We start from the raw sequence: 26,131 nt of genomic DNA, 5'->3' as shown, positions 1-26,131 counted from the left end.
CAAACATCGATGTAAGCGTAACTGCCGTCGATGATGCGCCAGTATCTGGCGACCTTGCTTACTCAGTCGACGAAGACGGTTCGATTCGTATAAGCCAAGAGCAACTGCTTTCTCAAGCATCTGATGTCGAAGGTGATGACCTTACTGCAAGCAGCTTAACGGTTGGTGGTGATGCGACAGTTACTCAAAACGACGATGGCAGCTTTACCATCACACCAGATGCGAACTTCAATGGTGATATTGATATCAGCTTCGATATCTCAGATGGTACTAACACGGTTCAAGCCTCTGCCGATTTAACCGTTAACCCAATCAATGACCTGCCAGTTCCTCAAGATCAGCAGTTCAGTGTTGAAGAAGACGGCACACTTATCTTCACTGACGCTGATCTACTCACAGGTGCGACAGACGTTGAAGGTGACTACCTTACGGTTGAAGGTGTTACCTACGATGGCGGCGACGGTATTCTTACCGACAACGGTAATGGCACGTACACCTTTGCGCCAAACGAGAACTTCAATGGTGACGTAAACTTCAGCTTCGATGTATCAGACGGTACAGACACGGTTGCTGCAAACATTGATGTAAGCGTAACAGCCGTCGATGATGCGCCAGTATCAGGCGACCTAGCGTACTCAATTGATGAAGATGGTTCGATTCGCCTAAGCCAAGAGCAACTGCTTTCTCAAGCATCTGATGTAGAAGGCGATGACCTGACAGCCAGCGGCCTAACGGTTGGAGGTGATGCAACGGTTACTCAAAACGACGATGGCAGTTTCACTATCACGCCAGATGAGAACTTCAATGGCGATATCGATATCAGCTTTGATATCTCAGATGGTACCAATACGGTTCAAGCATCTGCAGACCTTACGGTCAACCCAGTCAATGACTTGCCAGTACCTCAAGATCAACAGTTCAGCGTTGAAGAAGATGGCACACTCATCTTTACTGATGCCGACCTACTAACCGGTGCGACAGACATTGAAGGCGATAACCTTTCTGTAGAAGGTGTGACCTACGATGGCGGCGACGGCATTCTTACCGACAACGGTAATGGTACTTACACCTTTGCGCCAAACGAGAATTTCAATGGCGATGTAAACTTCGGCTTCGATGTATCTGACGGGACCGATACAGTCTCTGCTAACATCGATGTGAGTGTGACTGCGGTCGATGATGCGCCAGTATCAGGTGACTTAGCTTACTCAGTCGATGAAGATGGTTCGATTCGTTTGAGCCAAGAACAGCTACTTTCTCAAGCATCTGACGTGGAAGGCGATGACCTAACAGCAAGCAGCCTAACGGTTGGTGGTGATGCAACCGTTACTCAAAACGACGATGGCAGTTTCACTATCACGCCAGATGAGAACTTCAATGGCGATATCGATATCAGCTTTGATATCTCAGATGGAACCAATACGATTCAAACATCTGCGGACTTAACCGTTAATCCAGTCAATGACTTGCCGGTTCCACAAGATCAACAATTCAGCGTTGAAGAAGATGGAACTCTACAATTTACCGATTCAGACCTGCTTACAGGCGCAACCGATATTGAGGGTGATGATTTAACGGTTGAAGGCATTAGTTATGAAGGGACTGATGGCGTACTAACAGACAATGGTGACGGCTCATACAGTTTTGCGCCAAATGAAAACTTCAATGGTGAGGTTAACTTTAGCTTCGATGTGTCTGATGGTACCGATACCGTATCTGCAAACATTGATGTTAGCGTGACTCCAGAGAACGATCCGCCAGTTGCTGGCTCTACGTCTTACACAGTTAATGAAGACAATTCGATTACCATTTCTGATGCACAACTATTGGCAACATCTTCAGATATTGAAGGTGATGTATCGATAGACAGCGTGACTTACTCGGGTAGTGATGGTGTCCTTGAAATCAACGGTAACGGTACTTACACTTTCTCGCCAAACGAGAACTTCAATGGTGAAATCACTCTAGATGTAGTGGTTGCCGATGAAGAAGGTGCAACCGATGCGACAACTGCAGGCATTAGCGTTCTTGAAGTGAACGATCCGCCAGTTGCAGGCCCAACGTCATACACCATTGATGAAGACTCAGTACTAACCTTTAATGAGTCTCAAGTGTTGCTTAATGCCTCTGATGTAGAAGGGGATGTTGAGCTTGTTGGTATTAGCTACGATGGCCCTGACGGTATCTTCTCGATAAATGGCGATGGTACTTGCAGCTTCGCTCCGAATGAGAACTTTAATGGCCAAGTTCAGCTTGATGTGACCGTACGTGATGAAGACGGTGCAGAAGTTGAAACCGTCATCAATGTTGACGTATTGCCAATCAATGATGCGCCAGTATCGGGGGATTTGGCTTACAACGTTAACGAAGATGGTTCAATTACATTGAGCCAAGAGCAGTTGCTATCGCAAGCGTCCGATGTTGAAGGCGAAGATCTAACCGCGAGCGACTTAACGGTAGATGGCAACGCAACAGTAACCGCCAATGATGATGGTAGCTTTACCATCGTTCCAGAAGCGAACTTCAATGGCGACATTGATATTCAATTCAACATTACTGATGGTACTGACACAGTTCAAGCAACCGCCGATCTTACAGTTAATCCAGTTAATGACTTGCCGGTTCCTCAAGATCAACAATTCAGCATTGAAGAAGATGGCACTCTGCAATTTACAGATGCCGATCTACTTACTGGTGCCACCGATATTGATGGCGATGACTTAACCGTTGAAGGTATTAGCTATACAGGTGGCGATGGCGTATTGACCGACCACGGTGATGGTACTTATACCTTTGCGCCAAATGAAAACTTCAATGGTGATGTGAACTTCAGTTTCGATGTGTCTGATGGTACAGAAACGGTCAGCGCTAACATTGATGTGACTGTGACGCCTGAGAACGATCCACCAGTTGCTGGCTCTACCTCGTACATGGTCAACGAAGACAACGCCATCACCATTTCTGATGAGCAATTGTTAGCAAACTCTTCTGACGTTGAAGGTGCGGTATCGGTTGATAGCGTGACCTACAGTGGCACCGATGGTGTGTTCCAAGATAATGGTGACGGCAGTTACACCTTCCTTCCTAATGAAAACTTCAGTGGCGATATCAGCCTTGATTTGATTGTTGCCGATGAAGACGGTTCGATTGATGAAACCACTGCGGGCATTACCGTTCTAGAGGTGAATGATCCACCGGTTGCGGGCCCAACGTCATACACCATTGACGAAGATTCGGTACTGACATTCAGTGAATCTCAGATTCTTGTGAATGCTTCGGATGTAGAAGGCGATGTAGAGTTACTCGGCATTAACTACGATGGTTCAGACGGTATCTTCACTGTAAATGGTGATGGTACATGCAGCTTTGCACCCAATGAAAACTTCAATGGTCAGGTTCAACTGGGTGTGACCATTCAAGATGAAGATGGTGCAACCGTTGAAACACAGATTAACGTTAGTGTATTGCCAATCAATGATGCGCCAGTATCGGGTGATTTGGCTTACACCATCAATGAAGATAGCTCCATCACGCTAAGCCAAGAGCAATTGCTAGCACGAGCAGGTGATATCGATAGCGACAACTTAGAAGCTATCAATCTATCTACTGATGAAAATGCGACCATCCAACACAATGATGATGGCAGCTACACCATCACACCTAACGCCGACTACAACGGTGACCTAGACCTGAACTTCGATATCATCGATAACGATGGTGGTTCAGTTCAAGTTGGCCTAGACGTTACTGTGAATCCGGTTAATGACTTGCCACAAGCGGAAGATCAACAGTTCACGATTGAAGAAGACGGTACGTTACTCTTCACCGATGCTGACTTGCTTGCAGGCGCGTCGGATGTTGATGGTGATGAACTGTCGATTGAAAACGTGCTCTACACAGGTGCAGATGGTGTTCTTAGCGATAATGGCGACGGTACATACAGCTTTGCTCCAAACGAGAACTTCAATGGTGATGTTCAATTCTCATTCGATGTCTCTGACGGTACTGATTCAACATCAGCTGTTATTGATGTCAGCGTAACGCCTGAGAATGATCCACCGGTAGCGGGCTCGACATCTTACACAGTTCAAGAAGATGGCCAAATCACGATCAGTGATGAGCAACTATTGGCAAACTCTTCCGATGTAGAAGGCGATGTATCACTGTCAGGAGTATCGTACTCCGGTGATGACGGCTCTTTTGTTGATAATGGCAATGGCACATACACCTTCACACCAAATGAAAACTTCGACGGTGACATCTCACTTGATGTTGTTGTGGTTGACGAAGATGGTGCAACGGCGACAACCACAGCCGGCATTGATGTTATTGCAGTGAATGACGGTCCTGAAACGTCCGGCATTCAGGCAGAGGTAGACGAAGATAATTCAATCACCATTACTCAAGAGCAGTTGCTTGCAAACGCAACTGATGTTGAAGGTGATGAGTTAACGGCAACTAACCTACAAACCAACGATCCAGACGCGACAATTGTTGCGAATGACGACGGTTCATTCACTATTACGCACACAGAAAACTTCAATGGCGAGTTGGACTTCACATACAGTATCAGTGATGGTGACAATGAAGTTCTGACAACACTCGACTTGACGGTTAACCCTGTCAACGATGCGCCGGAAGCGGGCGATGAAATCTTCATCCAAGCGCAAGAAGACCAAACAGTTGGTGTGACTCTGCGTGAAGAGCCCGCACTGCGTCTAGACCAAGCACCAGAAAACGGCATCATTGAAGCGAATGTTAATGATGAATGGGTTGAGCTGGAAGTAGGACAAGAAGTACCGGCTGATACAGAAGTACGCTTTGTTCCAAGTGAGGGGGCTCTTGCTGAAGGCACACATACTACGCAAATTGGTACCTTCGACGATAATGCGAGCGTAGACGATTGGGGCACAGAAGTAGACCCATACACGCGTGAGTTCTCGGATGGCGACTTAACGGTAACGGTTCAAAGTAACGATGATCCACTTGGCGCTTGGAATGGTAACACACACATTGGTCACGGCCTTGGTGATACCGATCGCCAAGGGCTGAGTGGTGATGAAAAACTGACTGTTTCAGTTGAAGGACAAGACATCAACGAAATTAGTTTCCACCTAGATGGTTTAGGTGGTTGGTTCATGGAAGATTCACGTCACTTTACAGAAGTAGAAATCAAAGCATTCAATGAGGATGGCGACCTAATTGACTCGATGACTTACCACAAAGAAGATCGTGGTGGTTACGAGACTGATTACACGCTTACCGTTTCTGAACCTGTGTCTTACTTTGAACTCGGTACGGTACAAGGAAATGGTACTTACGTCGTTCAAAACATGACAGTGTCACAAACCTTTCATGATGAAGCCGTGTTTACATCGATTGGTGTAGATGGCTCAGAAATTACCGAAACGGTTGAGTTGAACATCCATGCGGGTGACAACGAAATCGAGCTAACGGCTGATCTTCCAAATATCACTATCGATACGGAAGGTTCTGCTCAGTTTGCTTCTGTTGTGATTACAGAAGAACAGCTACTGGCACAAGCCTCTGATATTGATGGCGACGACCTTGATATTCAAAATCTAGAGCTGGTGGGTGAAAACTCAGAGCATGCAACACTGACTGATAATGGTGATGGTACTTGGACGGTAACACCGGATGAAAACTTCCATGGTGAAATCGAACTCGGTTACCAAGTTACCGATGGTGAGCTTACAGACAGCAACATCATCAATATCAATTTTGAATCGGTGAATGATGCGCCAATCGTTTCTGGCCCAATGGTTTTATCGACAGACGAAGATGAAGGCATCACGTTCAGTGCAGATGACTTGCTAGCGAACACCACAGATGTAGAAGGCGATACGCTCTCTATTTCTGACATCACTTACGGTGGTGATCACGGTGACTTGGTCGACAACGGCGATGGCACGTTTACCTTCATGCCGAATGAAAACTTCAATGGTGAAATCGACATCGATTACAAAGTCTTCGATGGCACCGATGAAGTAGCAACGTACCTAGATCTAACAGTTATACCAGTCAACGATATTCCTGTTCCAGGTGAGCCGTTACACACCCAAATGCTTGAAAACGGCTCCATGATCATCGAAGCGAAAGACCTATTGTCTGGTGCGACCGATGTTGATGGTGACATTCTTCATGTTGAAAACCTATTACTTGCAGACCAAACGCAAGGTACGTTAACAGATAATGGCGATAATACGTTCACCTTTGAGCCTGCAGAGAACTTCTCTGGTGAAGTGAATCTGACCTTCGATATCAGTGATGGTCAAGCAAGCGCGCCAAGCATTGCAACAGTCGACGTTGAAATTGTCAACGAAGGCCCTGAAGTTAGCGGCCCAATTGAAGCGGCGGTTGATGAAGATGGTTCAATTACCATTACGCAAGAGGACTTGTTGGCGAATGCAACCGATGTCGATGGTGACAACCTTGAAGCGGTTAACTTTGCGACCAACGATCCAAATGCGGTTATTGTAGAAAACTCAGACGGTAGCTTCACAATCACACCAAGTGCAGACTTCTTTGGTGAGATTGAGTTTACCTACGATGTCACTGACGCAATTGAGACAGTGGCAGCCGATCTTAACCTGACCGTAAATCCAATCAACGATGCTCCAGACGTACCGGACATGTCTTTCACAACGGAAGATGGTCAAGCAATCACCATTACCGAAGCTGAGCTATTAGCACAAGCGACAGACGTTGAAGGCGATGAGCTTTCTGTACTGAACGTGACAAGTGCTAGCGATACGGTAGAAGTCACGGACAACGGTGATGGTACATACACATTAACGCCAGAGCAGGGCTTCTTCGGCAATGTTGATTTAACGTTTGATGTGAGTGACGGCACCGATGTGGTGGCGGCAAACATCGGCCTAAAAGTTGAGTTCGTCAATGATTCGCCAGAAGCAACGCCAATGGTTGCGGATGTCGACGAAGACGGTTCAATCCTCGTTACACAAGAGATGTTGTTGGAGAACGCAAGCGATCAAGATGGTGATGAGTTGTTTGCTACTTCGCTCGAAACCAACGATCCAAATGCCAGCATTGTAGACAATGGTGACGGTACTTACACAGTAACACCTTCTGAAAACTTCAACGGTGATATTGCATTTACTTATGAGGTAAGTGACGGAGAGCTAAGCACATCTAATGACATGACGTTGACCGTTAATCCGGTGAATGACATTCCAATTGTTGCTCCAGGCATGTATCACATTGAAGAGGATGGCAGCATCCTGTTCACTCAAGAAGATCTGTTGAGTGGTGCGATTGATATTGATGGTGATGACTTAAGCGTTACCAGTATCAATTATTCTGGCGATGAAGGCACAGTCACCGATAACGGCGATGGCACGTTCAGCTTTGTTCCTGAAGAGCACTTTAGTGGTGATCTACAGTTCAGCTTTACGGTTACCGACGGAACTGACGAGGTAGATCAAGACCTAAACGTTCATATTGAAGCGGTCGCGGATGCGCCAGATCTTGTGATTACCGATGGCGACGGCGTTAACGTTGATGATGAAGCTATTTTGGTTGAGCCTGGCGGCATTGTTGAACTGAACATTGCAGCGGCGCTTGTCGACCAAGATCTATCAGAAACACTGACTGTAACGGTTGATGGTGTGCCGGAAGGTTCTGTTATCCAATACGATAACGAAGGCGTTCTGAATGACCAAGATAACGGTATCACCAGTTACAACGATACTGAAATCACGGTAACGTTTGAAGGTGAAACTGCAGGTTACCAAAACACCGCGGGTTACTACAAAGTTGACGAAGACGGTAACATCACGGGTGTTGAAGTCGTTTATGAAAACGCATCACAAGTTGATGGCGGCGGTGACCTTGTTCCTGGGCAAGATCAGTTTAGCTTCCAAGTTGAAGAAGGTGAAAGTTTCAACCTGTTCTTGATTCCAAACGGACATCAACACAACGACTTTGATGCGATGCAAGACGGTCAGTATGAGTTCCGTGCTGAGGATGGTTCACCAGCGAACATGGACACGGTTGATCCTCAACTTGTCTTCGTTGCTGCAGATGGAACCGAAACCGTGGTGCAAGGGCAGAATGGTGACGCGATCTTCCATGGTGGTTCAAGCTCTCAGCTAAACCAAGATGGGATCGAACATACTCGTACGACGGTTAATGAAGACGGCGAGCTGGTTTACGGCTTTGAAGATTTGTATGGCGGTGGTGACGCTGACTACACGGACTTCAACTTCACAATCGATGTCGGTGAAGTGAACAGCCAAATCTACAGCGGTGAAGTGACGGTTGGCCCTGATGGTACGGTGAACTTACCAACAACGGCAATCGAAAATGCGCTACAAATCCAGTTACCAGAAGACTTCAACCAGCAGCTTGAAGTTCATGTAACCGCAACCGCAACAGAGCTATCGAATGATGATTCTGAAACGGTCTCTCAAACCATCCACATTAACGCGACAGGCGCACACATCGAGCATGCACCTGAAGCACAGCCTGTTGCAGCAACAGTAGAAGAAGATGGTTCTATCACCATTACGCAAGAAGACTTGTTAGCTAATGCTCGCGATTTAGATGGCGACCAGCTGACCGCTCTGAATTTAGCAACCGATGATGAGAGCGTTACGATTACCGATAACGGTGATGGTACGTACACATTAACCCCAGAAGCTGATTTCAACGGTGATGTTAGCTTTACGTTTGATGTTTCTGATGGTGATGATGTTGTCTCTACCAACCTTGAGCTAACCGTTTCACCAGTGAATGACGGTCCAGAAGCACAAGACCAAGCGTTCACAGTCAATGAAGATGGTGTATTAACCTTCACAAACCAATATCTATTAACGGGTGCTACGGACATTGAAGGGGATGACCTATCGGTTGAAGGCGTTACTTACACAGGTGCCGACGGTGTTCTTACTGATAATGGTGACGGAAGCTACAGCTTTGCGCCAAACGAAAACTTCAACGGAGATGTGAACTTTAGCTTTGATGTGTCAGATGGCACGGATACGGTTCAAGCCAACATTGATGTCAGCGTAACGCCAGAGAATGATCCACCAGTGGCGGGCAGCACGTCTTACACGGTTCATGAAGATAACTCCATCACGATCAGTAACGAACAATTGCTAGCGAACTCTTCAGATATTGAAGGTGAGGTTGCGATTGATAGTGTGGCTTACAGCGGTGCCGATGGTGTATTCGAAGACAACGGTAACGGCACGTATACCTTCTCGCCAAACGAAAATTTCAATGGCGAAGTGAGTCTAGATGTTGTTGTGACCGATGAAGACGGTGCAACTGAAGCAACGACAGCTGGAATTACTGTACTTGAGGTGAACGATCCGCCAATCGCAGGTTCAACCAGTTACTCAGTCAACGAAGACGAAGTCATCACCATCAGTGCAGAGCAACTGTTGGCGAACGCTTCAGATATCGAAGGTGAAGTGGCGATTGATAGCGTTAGCTACACCGGCGCTGACGGTATCTTTACCGATAATGGCGATGGCACATTTAGCTTCGCACCGAACGCTAACTTCGACGGCGATGTAAGCCTCGATGTTGTCGTGACTGATGAAGATGGCGCAACCGTAGCGACCAACGCAAGCATTGATGTTCTGCCTGTTAACGATGCTCCGGTATCGGGTGATTTGGCATACAGCATTGACGAAGATGGTTCTATTACCTTGAGCCAAGAGCAATTACTTGCTCAAGCGAGCGATGTTGATGGAGATGACTTAACAGCAGCTAACCTGACCGTTGGTGGTGATGCGACTGTCACTGCAAACGATGACGGCAGCTTTACCATTACGCCAGATGCGAACTTCAATGGCGACATTGACCTAACGTTCGACATTAGCGACGGTACAGATACGCTTGTTGCTACGGCTGACCTAACTGTTAATCCAGTTAATGACCTTCCACAACCACAAGATCAAACGTTCAGCATTGGCGAAGACGGCGTCTTGAACTTCACTGATGAAGACCTACTAACAGGTGCGACTGACATTGATGGGGATGACCTCTCGGTTGAAGGCGTTACTTACACAGGTGCCGACGGTGTTCTTACTGATAATGGTGACGGAAGCTACAGCTTTGCGCCAAACGAGAACTTCAATGGTAATGTGAACTTCAGCTTTGATGTGTCAGATGGCACGGATACGGTTCAAGCCAACATTGATGTCAGCGTAACGCCAGAGAATGATCCACCAGTGGCGGGCAGCACGTCTTACACGGTTCATGAAGATAACTCCATCACGATCAGTAACGAACAATTGCTAGCGAACTCTTCAGATATTGAAGGTGAGGTTGCGATTGATAGTGTGGCTTACAGCGGTGCCGATGGTGTATTCGAAGACAACGGTAACGGTACTTATACCTTCTCGCCAAACGAGAACTTCAATGGCGAAGTTAGCCTTGATGTTGTTGTGAGCGATGAAGACGGTGCAACCGAAGCAACCACCGCAGGAATAACGGTTCTTGAGGTGAACGATCCACCAATCGCGGGTTCAACCAGTTACTCAGTCAACGAAGACGAAGTTATCACCATCAGTTCAGAGCAACTGTTGGCGAACGCTTCTGATATCGAAGGTGAAGTGGCGATTGATAGCGTGAACTACACGGGCGCTGACGGTATCTTTAGTGACAATGGCGATGGCACATTCAGCTTCGCGCCGAACGCAAACTTCGACGGAGATGTTAGCCTCGATGTAGTGGTGACCGATGAAGATGGTGCCACGACGGCCACGACGGCAAGCATTGATGTTCTTCCAATTAACGATCCACCAGTATCGGGTGATTTGGCTTACAGCGTGGACGAAGATGGTTCGATTACCATCAGCCAAGAGCAATTACTTGCTCAAGCAAGTGATGTTGAAGGAGACGACCTTACTGCTTCTAACTTGATTGTTGATGGAGATGCGACTGTCACTGCAAACGATGACGGCAGCTTTACCATTACGCCAGATGCGGACTTCAATGGTGACATTGACCTAACGTTCGACATTAATGACGGTGCAGATACGCTCGTTGCGACAGCTGACCTAACTGTTAATCCAGTTAATGACCTTCCACAACCACAAGATCAAACGTTCAGCATTGGCGAAGACGGCGTCTTGAACTTCACTGATGAAGACCTACTAACAGGTGCGACTGACATTGATGGGGATGACCTATCGGTTGAAGGCGTTACTTACACAGGTGCCGACGGTGTTCTTACTGATAATGGTGACGGAAGCTACAGCTTTGCGCCAAACGAGAACTTCAATGGTAATGTGAACTTCAGCTTTGATGTGTCAGATGGCACAGATACGGTTCAAGCCAACATTGATGTCAGCGTGACGCCAGAGAACGATCCACCGGTTGCAGGTAGCACGTCTTACACGGTGCATGAAGATAACTCCATCACGATCAGTAACGAACAGTTGCTCGCAAACTCTTCAGATATTGAAGGGGAAGTTGCGATTGATAGTGTGGCTTACAGCGGTGCCGATGGTGTATTCGAAGACAACGGTAACGGCACATACACCTTCTATCCAAACGAAAACTTCAATGGCGAAGTTAGCCTAGATGTTGTTGTGAGCGATGAAGACGGTGCAACTGAAGCGACCACAGCTGGCATTAGTGTACTTGAGGTGAACGATCCTCCAATTGCGGGTTCAACCAGCTACTCGGTGAACGAAGATGAAGTTATCACCATCAGTGCAGAGCAACTGTTGGCGAACGCTTCAGACATCGAAGGTGAGGTGGCGATTGATAGCGTTAGCTACACCGGCGCTGACGGTATCTTTACCGATAATGGCGATGGCACATTTAGCTTCGCACCGAACGCTAACTTCGACGGAGATGTTAGCCTCGATGTAGTGGTGACCGATGAAGATGGTGCAACGACGGCCACGACGGCAAGCATTGATGTTCTTCCAATTAACGATCCACCAGTATCGGGTGACTTGGCATACAGCATTGATGAAGATGGTTCTATTACTCTGACTCAAGAGCAGTTGCTATCTCAAGCATCTGATGTGGATGGCGATGACCTAACGGCAAGCAACCTAAGTGCGGGTGATAACGCGACCGTTGTTGATAATGGTGATGGCACCTTTACGGTAACGCCAGACGCTGACTTCAACGGTAACATCGACCTAAGCTTTGACATCTCTGATGGTACAGAATCGATTGTGGCGAACGCCGATCTAACGGTTAACCCAATCAATGACCTACCAACCAGCGACGATGTTTATGCGAACGTTGATGAAGACAACATCATCACGATCACGCAGGAGCAACTACTTGCGAATGCCGCTGATATTGAGGGTGATGACCTTGTCGCTTCCGACTTAACCTTAGTGGGTGACGATGCAACGATTGTCGATAATGGCGACGGTACGTTCTCAATCACTCCAAGCGAGAACTTCAATGGCTACATCGATGTGGCTTACAGCATCAGCGATGGCGACACACCAATTGCTGCTAACTTAGGCTTGACCGTTGACCCAGTTAACGACGCGCCAATTGTTTCTGCTGATGTGGCGATAACCATTGAAGAGGACGGCTCGTACACCATCACTCAAGAAGAACTCCTACAATTCGCGACTGACATCGAAGACGATGACATGACCGCAATTATCGGAGAGCAGGGTGATGAAACGACGGTAACTGGTACAGTGCTGGATGCTGAAACGGGGAGTCCAGTTGCGGGTGCGGATGTTACGTTGACAGATAATGTTGGCCATTCTTACGAAACCGAGACTGATCAATCTGGTAATTACTCTGTAAGCGGCCCTGTTGTAGACCAAGGTACCGTAACTATTGAGCAAGACGGCTCTATCACCAACAGCTTTATTGTTGCTGCCGGTGAAGAAACCAATAGTGGTGTCACCGCCATATCTGAAGTGTTAGAAGAAACAGATATGCGCATCGTGGTTACATGGGGTGAAAGCCCTCGTGACATGGATAACCATCTATGGCTCTACGATACAGAGTCTGGCAGTGAGTTGGATCATATCTACTACCGCGATATGAATCATGACCTAGGCGGAGGCAATGTTGTTCAGCAAGACGTTGATGACACAAATGGTGGTGGCCCTGAAACCATCACTATTCCAAATTATCAAGATGCTGACATGCACTACTCAGTGCACAATTACACCAGCAGAAGTTGGGATGTAGATGGCGTTGAAGATGTGCAAGTTCAGGTGTTTGTGGGTGATACATTGGTTGAAACCTTTAGCCCTGATTTATCTGAAAACCCATCAGGTGACCACTGGCATGTATTCGATATCGTTAACGGCGTTATTGTTCCAAGCCAAGATGTAGGCACTCAGGATGCGTTTGATTTGCCAACGGCAGAAGAAGCGCTTGCGAATGAAAATGGTATTGATATCTCTGAATTGCTTACGGGCGGTGAAGATGATGACACCACGGATGAAACTGGCGATTCAACGGATCAGACAGGTGAATCATCAGGTGAAACGGGCGGTAACGAACCAAGTGTTGGAGATGTCTCAATTGAGAACGCTCTTATTACGGACAATGGTGACGGCACGTATACCATCACACCGGAAGAGAACTTTAACGGTGAATTCTCGATTAGCTACAGCGTGGACGATGGCAACGGTGGAGTAACACCCGCTGAGCTCGACGTTACTGTTACGGCAGTTAATGATCTTTCAGTTATCTACGACCATAACTACACCGTAAATGAAGATGGTTCGTTGACCTTTACCGATGAACAGCTATTGGCTGGTGCAACGGATATTGATGGTGATGACCTTTCTGTCGAATCGGTTAATTACGAAGGTACCGACGGCGTGTTCACGGATAACGGCGATGGTACTTACACCTTTGCTCCAAACGAGAACTTTAATGGTAATGTTGACCTAACTTACGATGTCAGCGATGGCACCGATGTGGTGTCGGCCAATATCGATGTCCAAGTCGTACCAATCAATGACGTTCCGGTAGCGGGAACCACTTCTTACACTGTTGCTGAAGATGGCAGTATTACCCTGAGTGATGCGCAGCTATTGGCTAATAGTTCAGACGTTGAAGGCGAAGTCTTTGTTAGCGATGTGACTTACAGCGGCACGGATGGTGTGTTCACGGATAATGGCGATGGCACATATACCTTTGCTCCAAATGAAAACTTTAACGGCGATATCAGTCTTGATGTATCCGTTATGGATGAAGACGGCGCAACGGCTGAAACCACTGCTGGTATTGATGTAATAGCAGTCAATGACCTACCGGTAGCCGGTTCAACGGCTTACAGTGTTGATGAAGATGACGTAATTACGTTATCCGATGCACAACTTCTAGCGAATAGTTCGGATCTTGAAGGCGATGTATCGGTAAGCGACGTTTCTTACTCTGGAACAGAAGGCATCTTCACAAACAATGGAGATGGTACTTACAGCTTCGCACCAAACGAAAACTTTAACGGCGACATCAACCTTGATGTGACGGTTATTGATGACGACGGTGCTACCGCTCAAACCACCGCTGGTATTGAAGTTATTGCAGTTAACGACGCACCAGTGGCCGGAAACGTGGCTTACTCGGTTGATGAAGATGGTTCAATTACGCTATCTCAAGAGCAGTTGTTGGCGAACGCTTCCGATGTTGATGGTGATGCACTGACCGCAAGCAACCTATCCGCGGGTGACAATGCAACCGTAACAGCAAATGAAGATGGTTCATTTACTATCATGCCGGATGCTGATTTCAACGGTGACATTGATTTGAGCTTCGATGTGTCAGATGGCCTTGAAACTGTTCAAGCAGGCGTCGACCTAACGGTTAACCCAGTCAATGACCTACCAACGGCTGCTGACCAAAGCTTTACCGTTGAGGAAGATGGTACGTTAACCTTCACTGACGCTGACCTATTAGCAGGCGCGGCGGATATTGATGGTGATGACCTGTCTATCACGGATGTGTCTTACACGGGTGCAGAGGGTGTGTTTACCGACAATGGTGATGGCACTTATAGCTTTGCTCCGAACGAGAACTTCAATGGCGATGTAAACCTTGGCTTCACTGTGACTGATGGCACTGAGACAGTCGATGCTAATATTGATGTGACGGTAACGGATGTTAATGATGCGCTGGTTGCGGGCTCGACGTCTTACCAAATGAACGAAGATGGCACCATCACAATCAGCCCAGAGCAATTAATTGCTAATAGCTCGGACGTTGATGGTGAAGTGTCGCTTGAAAGCGTGACTTACTCAGGCTCCAACGGCACCTTGGTTCAAAACGACAATGGATCTATGACTTTCACGCCAAACGAGAACTTTAATGGTGATATCAGCCTAGATGTGGTTGTGACCGATGATGACGGTGCAACTGCAACGACGACGGCAGGTATCGAAGTTCTGGCTGTGAACGATGGACCAGAATCTGAGGAAGTGGAATTAACCACAGCCGAAGACAGCACCATTCTTATCACACAAGACATGTTGTTAGCTCAAGCTACCGACATCGATAACACCGCAGACGAGCTGTCAGCTTCTGGTCTACAAATCGACCCTAGCTTAGGTGAGTTGCTAGATAACGAAGATGGTACTTGGTCATTTACGCCAAACGAAAACTTCAATGGCGATGTGCCAATGACGTTTAACGTTAGCGATGGTCAAGAGACGATTTCAGTCGACGGCAACATCGATGTTACGCCAGTGAATGATGCACCTGAAGCACCAATGATTGAGATGCAAGGCGAAGAAGATGTGGTCATGGTGATTGACCCAGCTTACATCGCGAGTCAAGTCACAGACCTTGATGGCGACGAAATTAGCATTGAAAGCATCACAGTTCGAGCTCCAGCGAATGCGACCTTAACTCAACAACCAGACGGTATGTATCACTTAGTGACTACGCAAGACTTCAATGGCTTAGTAGAACTGGGTTATCAAGCGACTGACGGCGAAGAAGTGGTTGATGGCTCGCTGAATGTGGATGTCATTCCTGTTAATGACGCACCGTTTAATGTCGGCAACGCAATGATGACCACAAACGAAGATGGCGCGTTCACCTTCGATGCTGGCGACTTGATGAACTTGTTCGGTGACATTGATACCGCTGACCTTGTTGTTTCACGCATTATTACCGCAGAAGGTGAAGATGGTGGTGAAGTAACAGACAACGGTGATGGTACTTGGACATTCACACCAACGGGCGACTTTGCAGGCGTTTCTGACCTACAAGTGGTCGTGAGTGACGGTGAGTTTGAAACGGTTCTTGATGTTCCTGTGTTTGTCCGTCCAGTCGCAGATGGTGCGGTTATTTCAACTGACCATGATGGTCCGTTAGTCTTCGGTGAAGATGAAACGGGTCACTTAGGATTGAACGTTGGCCTAGTCGATGATTCAGAAACACTAAGTAACTTGGTGATGACAGGTTTCCCTGTTGGGTTCGAGGTGACGGATGGTGTGAACACCGTGATGATCACCGAGCCGGGTCAATATATCGACCTGTTTGACTGGGATATCTCAAACATTCAAATGACGCCTCCTGAAGACTTCCATGGTGAGTTCTTTGTAACCGTAAGTGCAACAACAGTCGATTACGGAGATGAGCCGGAAGCGTTCGAAGATGGCATCGATTCAGGTGATTTCGAAACGGTAGCGGGTGATTCCATCATCCTAACCGCGGACGACCTAATCGGTTTGGCTGAGAATGTGGATGCTGACAGCGACGATGAAGTGAAACTGGTTCATCTAGCAGACCGCAGCCAAGGTGAGATTGTCGATAATGGCGATGGCACTTGGACGTTCACGCCAGCACCAGGCTTCACGGGCGAAGCAGATATTGCGTACGTAGTTGATAAAGATGGCGTGCTTCATGATGAGCAAACAGGTGTGGTCGTGAAAGAAGGAGACTCACAAGAGAATGCAGCACCAGAAGTTAACAGCATCACAACCACTGAAATCGCAGCAGATGCAACCTTGTCGTTCACGGATCAAGACATGTTAGCGAACCTGAGCGATGCAGAAGGCGACAGCATGAGCATTGAGTCAGTAAGCTTGATGGAAGGTCAGGGCGTGATAGAGAGCGATAACCTAGGTAACTATCAATTCACACCTGCTGAAGAGTACACCGGAGATGTTCAAGTTGGATTTATAGCGACCGATGGCGAAAATCGCATTGAAAGCTTCTTCAATGTGGATATCCAAGTTAGTGATGAAGCTATGGGGATCGAAGGTTATGTCTTAGCTGACGATGGCTCATTAACTATCACAGAGTCACAGCTAGTGGATGAGTTAGGCGTGAGTGACTCAGCACAAGTTGTTGATGTTGCAGACGCGAATGATGCTGGCTTCTTTGCGGAATCTGGTGAAGGTGAGTGGACTTACTGGCCTAACGAAGACTTCGACGGCGACTTAGCGATGAATGTTGAAGTCAACGACGGCGGTGAAGTATCAAGCCACAGCTTAAGCATCCAAGTAGCCGATGATTCAGTACAAAGTGATGAACCACAAGTTCAAGCTGCTCAAGCAACAGAAGAGCAGCCAGTGGAAGTGGCTCAACAAGCTGATGACCAAGCTCAAGATACTGACGCTGAAACGGAAGACAGCGCTGCTGATGTAACTGCGGCACCTGGCGATACTATCTCTATCTCGATTCCAGATGAGGTGAGTGGTAACGAATCAGTTGATTATGCGGAAATGTCTGGCTTACCTGAAGGCGCTACTGTGAGCAACGCACTGGATAACGGTGATGGTAGCTTCACAATCAGTGGCAACCTAGATCAGCCTGTATCCGTTGAACTTCCAGAAGGGTACGAAGGTACTAGCGAGGTTCAATTCCAAGGTTACGATGATTTGGGTAGTTCAATAGATGGTGCGAGCGGTTCTGTTGAAGTTGAGGTCGATGATCAATACACCATGCAAGGTTCTACGCAAGAGCAGCAACCGGACATGGCGGGTATGGAATCTGGTGGCAGCGACTGGACAAGTTCAGGTGGTCAAGATCAAGGTGTTGACTTCACGGACGACTCTGGAAGCTTCGATTCAGATTCTCAAACTGGCACTGATCAAGGCAACGACTTCGATCAAAGCTCGATTTAATCGAGAGGGCTTGGTTTTAGTCTGAACCGACATTTAGTCTAAACCAACAAGTAGATAGGGCAGTGTAAAGCTGCCCTCATCAAAGCCATGTAGTGTCATTGATGCATGGCTTTTTTATTGTTTGTTGTTTTAAATAATATGGTTTGTTGTTCTAAATCATATTGTTTGTTCGCTAAATAAATTTGAGAACAAGTAAAAATGTCCTTAATTATTAGAAGCGTCAATTAAAAGGAGGGACGACATGTATCGATATGTCAGTTCACCGCAAGCGTCGAAGTACATCGTGCCACCGCCTCAACATCGTGAGTTGTCGAGTGTGGATGTGCCTGAGTCTGAATTAGAGATGCGAGAAATATTGAATAATTGGTTTGCCGATGGTTTAGCGCCGATTATTGAAAATGAAGATGAGTATATTTCAGTAAGCGATCACGTTCGATTTGAGAAACTCAGCGGCACGGTTGGAATGTTATTGCGGAACAAAGATTATTATTTCGCAGCGAGGCGAATCTTGTCGGTGTGGGAACAAGACTGCCTTGAAACTACCTATGTGAATTACCTGATTCTGCGTAGTGAGCGAACCAGTTCGTAAGGTGAGTAAACGAAGGCTTTGGCCTGTTTGCCATGATGGCTTGTTTTGAGAGTTTTTGATGGCTCGAGTTTTGCCAAGACAGCAGATAAACAAAAGGGCAAGCTTTTGAGGCTCACCCTGGGATCGTTCTTTAAATGTCTGACCTAGCTAACTAGTGTTCTGGCTGCTAAGCTTTTTGCTTGGTTGCTTGGTTGCTTGGTTGCTTGGTTGCTTGGTTGCTTGGTTGCTTGGTTGCTTGGTTGCTTGGTTGCTTGGTTGCTTAATGGCTTAATGGCTTATACCCAACCATCAAATTTGAGTCGTTTTTGAATTCTCTCAACCGCTTCCTTCTGCATCTGTCTAACTCGCTCATTAGACACATTCACATCCAACATTTGTCCGATCTCAGACAGCGTTTTCACCTTGTTATCAAAGAAACCAAAACGGTGGATGAGCACCTTTTGTAATTTTGGAGGAAGTGTATTGATGATTTGCTCTAGAGCTTGGGTAAAGGATTGATCTTCACAATCTTGTTGAGGGTCGGGGATATATTCACTTTCGCATTGGTCAAGCACCATAGGTGCATGGCTAGTTCCAACCGTTGTCGTCACGTCAATAAATCCGCTTAACGCCACTAGTTGATCAACGCGTTCGGCCTTAACGCCAGAACTGTCTGATAACTCAGAAATGGAAATATCTTTACTCATTTTTTTGCTTACATCGAGCTTTTTGGAGGCGAGGCTGTTTATTTCTTTACAGACGTGGGCCGGTAATCTCACGGTACGACCCGTGTTCATTAATGCCGCTTCAATGTTTTCACGAATCCACCACACAGCATAGGTTGAAAAACGATAACCGGGTTCTGGGTCGTATTTGTCGATGGCCTTAATTAAGCCAATATTGCCTTCCTCGATCAGGTCGAGCAGAGTGAAATTATTGCCTTTACGTTTTAGGTAACTCTTTGCGATTTTCACAACAAGGCGTAGGTTTGATTCGATCATGACATCACGCGCTTTTTTATCACCCGCGCGATTCAATTTTGCGTAATACACCTCATCTTCACGCGACAGCAGATCAATCCCCACAATATCCTTTAGATAGTGAGCATAAGGTTCTGCTCTGGTAGAAAATGATTCTTTAATGGGTGTGTCATCCGTGATCCCCTGAAACGCAGCAAAACTGTCATTGTTCATTTCCTTGTCCTTTTTTAGCCGACTGAACGTTCTGTTTTTTATTTTATTATTATGCTACCAAGTGATTAATGCTTGGCTTAATTAGAGTGTAGATAACAGTTTCTTCTTTACCAATAAATAAAATGCAATTTCGTATGTTTAAGTCACAAAAAAATCTACAAATATTTAACCATTTTGCATCTCATCAAGTGTGTTGGCTTTTCATTTAAAACATCAACATGGTTAGTTTATAAAGCATGTTGATGCATTGCTTTATCTAGATAAATGTCATGAATTTATAGGTGTGGGTTGGAGCTATAATTGAGAGGAGAAATGATAAGCACAATGACAAGAGTCGAGGTTCAATGTTTCCAAGTAACTTAGCTCCTTTGGCTATTTGGAAACATTGACCCTAGTTTCACACGTCAGTCTTAATTCTATCGACTAGTAAGTGCTGAGCACATCATCGATTTGTTGATTGATGATTTTTACTTCGCTGTAGATAACCGAAAGGTCATCCGCTTGAGGCGCCAATTTATTGGATGTGTTTTGCTCGATTCTTTCTAAAGCCACTGTGGCTGTTTCTTCACCAAAGCTGGCTAATATGCCTTTTAATGTATGTACGACAAAATGAAGCTTGCCCCAATCTTGTTGCTGTACTAGTTCTTGTATCTCTTCTAATGAATTGCCATGGTCTTCTTGATACACAGACAATACAGCGAAGATTATTTCTCTGTCATTATCTAAGTAGGCATTTAAGGCATCAATATCTAGCATATAGACTCCTGTCGGTTGTATGTTGAAAATGGGCTAGGCGGCTTGTTCGAAAAACCAGATCTTAATGAATCACTGAGCCATTGACTCCATCTAGGTGGAAGCTCCAATTGTGCAAGTTGCTTCAAGTATTCGTGTCTAAGGTTTTCTTCTATATGAGCGTTATGGATTGCATATATATAGTCAAGTTTCGCCGCAATGGAATACGGGTAATTGTCAATGTAGTCCTTTAGTTCTTGGATTGAATCTGAATCTTCGATATTTACACAACTAGAAGGGTCTATGTCTTTAGATTCGAGTTGATGGTTTATTGTCTCTCCACGAGTTTTTAAGCACTCTGCAACTAAGTGGTACAGGGAGTATTCGCCAAAGTGAGTCAGAAGAGGTAACAATTGAACCAGTAAGTAAGTTGGTTGGCTGTGGAAATTATTCGCTAACAGCGTTGAAGCTCTAATCACTTTTTTGTGGGCAACCTGAGGGCTATTTTCGATGAGCAAGATACTGCTCTGAAACAGGGCAAGGCTGGCTAAAACCTGCTGCTGTTGTTTTACCGGAAGTTTCAGGTTTACTAACTCGGTGAATTGGTTGGCGTGCTCAAGCAAAATACGTTTGTACTTTAGTTGAGTCTCGCGCTGATAAGTCGCTTTTAACGAATTAAAGTGCGCACAAATGGAGTGAATGACATCAATGTCAGCAGCTGAAATATGGGTAGCATACATCTCACCTAACTTTATGATCATACGTGTGTTGTCTGCGTTCTCAGCCAAGTCAATCGCCCTGATTGCGCGATGGCTGATACTTGGTGTCATCTCAAATGCACGAATCGCTAATTTCAGAGCAGGAAGCAGCATCTTATGTTTTTCGTAGATACAGCTTAAGCAATCAATGACGCTCAATGAGAGTGGCTGCGCGATCAGAAAGTTGTGGAGCTTATCTATGGCTAGATCCTGTTTGCCTAAACTGTCGAGAATCAGAGCTTCAGCAACCAGTTTCGTCGGGTGCATGTTGGTTTTCGAGTGGCTAATGACGCTAGAGAGTAATTGCCATTTCTTACCAGAAATTAAATGTTCAATCAGTGTCGCTTCGAATTGAACGCTAGAGCCATTAGGCGAGACCGCTAATGCTTGAGCCAATTTATCCTGACTGGTGATCGGATATAACTCGTTCAGTTGTGTCAGCTTTTTCGAGACGGATACAGCACTTTGGATCTTTTTACCTAACCTCTGAGTATGAATCGGTTTAGAAACGAAATGGTGTGCCTCGCCTGACAGGGCAGTTAATACCGTTTCTTGACGCATATCTCCAGAGAGTAAAATTGTCGCAACCGTATGGTCGATGAGCCTATTTCGATACAGAATACCCAAAAGTTCAAAGCCCGTGAAGAATTGCTCTAGGTGGTAATCGATGAGGAGTACATGAAAAGAGTGAGTCTCGACCGCTTTAATTGCTTGTCGATAGTCGGTCGCAATAAAGATGCAATCATGTGCAATGCCCAAGCTCGAGAGTTGCTGCTTTATAAGAATAGTTGCACTCTTGGAGTCGTCGACAATTAAAACTCGTAGGTCAGGTGGTAAGGTCAAATCCATTTTCCTCAATACCAAATGTTATTTTTAATTTAGGCGTCAAGTTGCACATTGTCAAGGTGCCAATATCACAGACAAACACTCAATAAACTATTGGTAATTAAGGAGTATTCGATAACATTTATGAAAGTCTTCAAACGCAGGTTACTTTTACCTGATTTTCGTTGGGTTATACGTGTTTTAGAAATAAAAAAGAGGCAAGCCGATAAGCTTACCTCTCAGTTTAATTGTTCGATTTTTTATTCGAAATGTTGTTCTTTTCTTGAAGCTTTATTAAACAAAACTCTAGCGCTAATCACGCATATTTAGAATCAATACTGCAGCTAAAGCCAAGAACGCCGTCATCATTAAGAACACATCGTTGTAAGCCATGATAGCGGCGTCACGTTGCATTGTGCCAAGTAGGCTAGCTTGCGCTTGTTGCATCGCCGTTGCGGCATCACTTCCTGATTGAATAAAGAACGCTTGTTGTTGCTGAAGCGTCTGCCAACCCAGTTGACTCACGGAAGGTAATGACTCTTTGATATGCGCCAAATGCTCGCGCGTTTTGTTATCTAACAACGTAGCAATAATCGCGATACTAAAAGCACCCCCTAGGTTGCGCATTACGTTGGTTAAGGTCGAAGCGTCAGGCGTGTCCATTTTGCTGATGTTTTTCATCGCAACCAAAGACAGGGGAACCATAATAAACGGGCTACCGATAGCACGAAGAACCATAGACAAGATCAACTGTTGGCCACCAAAATCAATCGTCATATGTGTATTCACGTAACAACTGAAGCCAAACATCGCGAAACCAAAGGTCACCAAGTACTTAGGCTTAATGATTTGCGTCAGCTTAGGAACGATTGGGAATATCAACAACTGTGGGAAACCCATCCACATCAGCACTTCACCAATTTCCATCGCGTTATATTGCTGAATTTGAGTGAGATACATCGGCAGCACATAGATAGAGCCGAGCAATGCCATCCCTAGAATCAAATAGGCGATACAAGACATAGCAAACTGCCCATCTCGCAATAGCCGCAAATTCACCAATGGCTTTTTGTGTTGGAGCTCGTTTATCACGAAGTAAACCAAACTCACCGCCGATACGATACTCAAGCCAATAATAAAGCTCGAACTGAACCACTCTTCACGGTTACCTTCTTCTAGCACTACTTCCAAACAACCTAGCCCTAACGCCATGGTCGCGATCCCAAACCAGTCCGCTTTTTTCAGCGTGCCAAGGTCGAGCTTTTCATCATCCAAGCCATATCGGATCATGGTGATCACGAGTAGAGCGGGTGGGATGTTGATGTAGAAAATATAGTGCCACGAGAAGTTCTCCGTCAGCCAGCCACCAAATGTTGGGCCGATCGATGGAGCAAAGGTCGCCGTTACGCCGAACAATGCCATACCCACGGCACGCTTGTTGACCGGCAATAACTGAATCACTAGCGAGAAAGCAAGCGGGATTAAAGCACCACCACTAAAGCCCTGCATCGCGCGGAATACGATCATTGAGGTCATGTTCCAAGAGAACGAACACAGCAAAGATGAAATGGTGAAAATGGCCGTCGTCCACGTGATATAACGGCGTTTTCCGAGCGCTTTAGAAAGCCAACCACTGAGTGGGATAGCAATCATCTCTGCGACTAGGTAAGACGTAGAGATCCACGAGCTTTCATCTAAGGTGGCAGACAGCGCACCTTGAATGTCTTTGAGTGACGAGTTGGTGATCTGAATATCCAAAATTGCCATAAACGCGCCAATTAAGCCGCCAAATAGGGCGATCCAATGGCGTCTTGAAACCTCTCCATCATCATTAGTGTGGGTGACAACACCAGCGCTACTCATGGTCTAGCCTCGTTTATCGATGGTCGCTACCACAGACAAACCAGGAAGCAGTCGACCTTTCAACTCTTGCTGATCTGGAATGGTAATTTTCACCGGTACACGTTGAACAATCTTGGTGAAGTTACCTGTCGCATTTTCTGGTGGCAGGAGTGCAAACTTAGCTCCAGTCGCAGGAGAGAAACTGTCTACCACGCCTTCAAGTGGTTGTCCCGGAAAAGCGTCTAGCTCTACTTCAACTGTTTGACCTTTGTGAATACCGCTTAGCTGTGTCTCTTTGAAGTTGGCTTCAATCCACACTTGGTTGTTTGGTACCAAACTCATCAGTGGGGCGCCCGCTTGAATCAGCAAGCCTTCACGGACACTACGCTTGCCGATCACGCCGTCTGTTGGCGCGTAGACCTTGGTGTAATCCAGATTAAGCTGCGCTTGTTGTTCTTGTGCTTGAGCTTCGGTTACTGAGGCATTTGCTTGTTCGATTTCGCTGGCAATCACGATCAATTGATCGTTACTTGCGACGAGGTTTGCTTTCGCTTCTTCAAGTTCTGCTTGGGTGACTTTTTGTTGTGCGACCATGCTGTCGACTTCATCTTGCGACGCATAGTTACGTTTCAATAGACTACGAGAGCGAACGACTTGTTGAATAGCACGCTCGTATTCAGCTTGTGCAGAATCAACACGGCTTTCAGCTTGGTTGATTTGGCTACGTTGTAACGTTTGTTGAGCGATAAGATTGTGTACGCTTGATTCGACTACTGTTAAATGGGCGTGAGCTTGTGCAAGTGCGGACTGGTAATCACGATCATCAATTTGAACCAACAAATCACCTTCTTTAACCGATTGGTTATCACTCACATAAGACTTAACGATATAGCCACTTACTTTAGGACTAATATTGGTGATGTCGCCTTGTAGGTAGGCGTTATCGGTCGATTCGAAGTACTGGCCATAGCCATACCAATATCCAGCCCCAGCTAAACCTAATGACAGCATGATCGCAGTAGCAATAAGTGGTGCTTTATTACGTCTTTTTGTACTTACTGACTGCGAAGCGTTGTTGTTATCTGTCATTTCTTATTTCTCATTTTGTTTTTATTTAGATGTAACGAATTGTAAATGAATTCGATTGATTGATAAGATAGGAAAAAAGGGAAACACTGTTGCAAAAATCTAACTAATGGCGAGTTTGGGAGGCAAGTATGGATTTGAATGCTGTGACTATTTTTACACAAGTGGTTGATTGTGGGAGTTTTACGCAGGCTGCTGAAACACTCAACATGACCAAGTCAACCGTAAGTCGAAAATTGGCAGAGCTAGAACAACATCTAGGTGTGAGGCTAATCACCCGGTCGACGAGAAGTCTGGTATTAACCCCAGAGGGCGAGCGGTTTTATCAGTCGAGTATTCAAATGCATGAGATCATGAGCCAAGCCGAATTAGAAGTCTCAGCAAACCAAGACCTGATTCGTGGTCCGTTAAAAGTGGTACTCCCAGTAGAACTAGGCCACCAAGTGCTAGCAAAACACATACACAATTTTCTTAAAGAGCATCCAAACGTCACATTGAATTTGGAACTGACCAATAGAGAAGTCGACATCATTGCGGAAGGGATTGATCTTTACGCGCAAATTGGTGAGCTGGTGGATTCGAGTCTGGTTTCTCGATACCTCACTACATCCAAAAGAGCGCTTGTTGCGAGCCCAGAATATTTGGAACAGTTTGGAGACATAAAATCACCGTCAGATTTACAGTCTCCATTTCGGATGATTGAGGTGGTGAACAAGGCGGCACGTTTACCCAAGTGGCATTTACAATTAGAAGCCGGTGAGTCGATTTTGATCGATTTGCCGTGCCAGTTGCGGGTGAATACCATTACGGCGTGTTTAACTGCATGTGTGGATGGGCTTGGTTTAGCAGTGCTGCCTGAGTTCATTTGTCGTGAGCACTTCAAGACCGGCAAGTTGATTCGTTTGTTGCCTGAATATGAGATGCCTGAGGTTTCAGTAAGCCTAGTGTATGCAGATAGACAGTTGATGCCGAAACGTAAGAAGGTCTTTATCGACTATTTACTGACTGCCTTTCAAAATAGGAAGCAAAAGTAACGGGGTAAACGTTAAC

8 protein-coding genes are annotated in these 26,131 nt (G+C 46.0%); 3 read left to right on the top strand and 5 right to left on the bottom strand.

The features are described 5' to 3' along the window. The first annotated feature begins 5 nt into the window (after positions 1–5). Positions 6–18,077 (top strand): tandem-95 repeat protein, encoded by an 18,072-nt coding sequence (locus K08M4_RS19150; protein WP_494338371.1) that lies wholly within the window; start codon positions 6–8, stop codon positions 18,075–18,077. Positions 18,078–18,318: 241 nt separating this feature from the next. Next, complete coding sequence (locus K08M4_RS19145) at positions 18,319–18,666, top strand: hypothetical protein (protein WP_086051041.1); 348 nt, start codon at positions 18,319–18,321, stop codon at positions 18,664–18,666. 275 nt (positions 18,667–18,941) lie between these two features. On the opposite strand, the gene K08M4_RS19135 is transcribed toward K08M4_RS19145, so the two are convergent. From K08M4_RS19135 to K08M4_RS19115, 5 genes are all read right to left on the bottom strand, one after another. Next, positions 18,942–19,838, bottom strand: a complete 897-nt coding sequence (locus K08M4_RS19135; protein ID WP_086051040.1) for a sigma-70 family RNA polymerase sigma factor — start codon at positions 19,836–19,838, stop codon at positions 18,942–18,944. A gap of 423 nt (positions 19,839–20,261) precedes the next feature. Further along, complete coding sequence (locus tag K08M4_RS19130; RefSeq protein WP_086051039.1) at positions 20,262–20,594, bottom strand: Hpt domain-containing protein; 333 nt, start codon at positions 20,592–20,594, stop codon at positions 20,262–20,264. Then, positions 20,588–22,177, bottom strand: coding sequence for a response regulator (locus K08M4_RS19125; RefSeq protein ID WP_086051038.1), 1,590 nt, complete (start codon positions 22,175–22,177; stop codon positions 20,588–20,590). Before K08M4_RS19125 ends, K08M4_RS19130 begins: the two co-directional genes overlap by 7 nt. A gap of 288 nt (positions 22,178–22,465) precedes the next feature. Continuing rightward, positions 22,466–24,016, bottom strand: a complete 1,551-nt coding sequence (locus tag K08M4_RS19120; protein WP_086051037.1) for a DHA2 family efflux MFS transporter permease subunit — start codon at positions 24,014–24,016, stop codon at positions 22,466–22,468. A 3-nt stretch (positions 24,017–24,019) separates the two neighbouring features. Then, positions 24,020–25,084: an HlyD family secretion protein gene (locus K08M4_RS19115; protein WP_086051036.1), complete on the bottom strand. Its 1,065-nt coding sequence runs from the start codon at positions 25,082–25,084 to the stop codon at positions 24,020–24,022. A gap of 128 nt (positions 25,085–25,212) precedes the next feature. Here K08M4_RS19115 and K08M4_RS19110 point away from each other — a divergent pair, with 128 nt between their 5' ends. After that, positions 25,213–26,115, top strand: a complete 903-nt coding sequence (locus K08M4_RS19110) for a LysR family transcriptional regulator (protein ID WP_086051035.1) — start codon at positions 25,213–25,215, stop codon at positions 26,113–26,115. The last annotated feature ends 16 nt before the right edge of the window (positions 26,116–26,131 follow it).

The sequence above is a fragment of the Vibrio syngnathi genome (assembly GCF_002119525.1).
Classification (GTDB): domain Bacteria; phylum Pseudomonadota; class Gammaproteobacteria; order Enterobacterales; family Vibrionaceae; genus Vibrio; species Vibrio syngnathi.
Note: the sequence above shows the minus strand (reverse complement) of the source record. Positions and strands in the feature narration are given on the sequence as shown.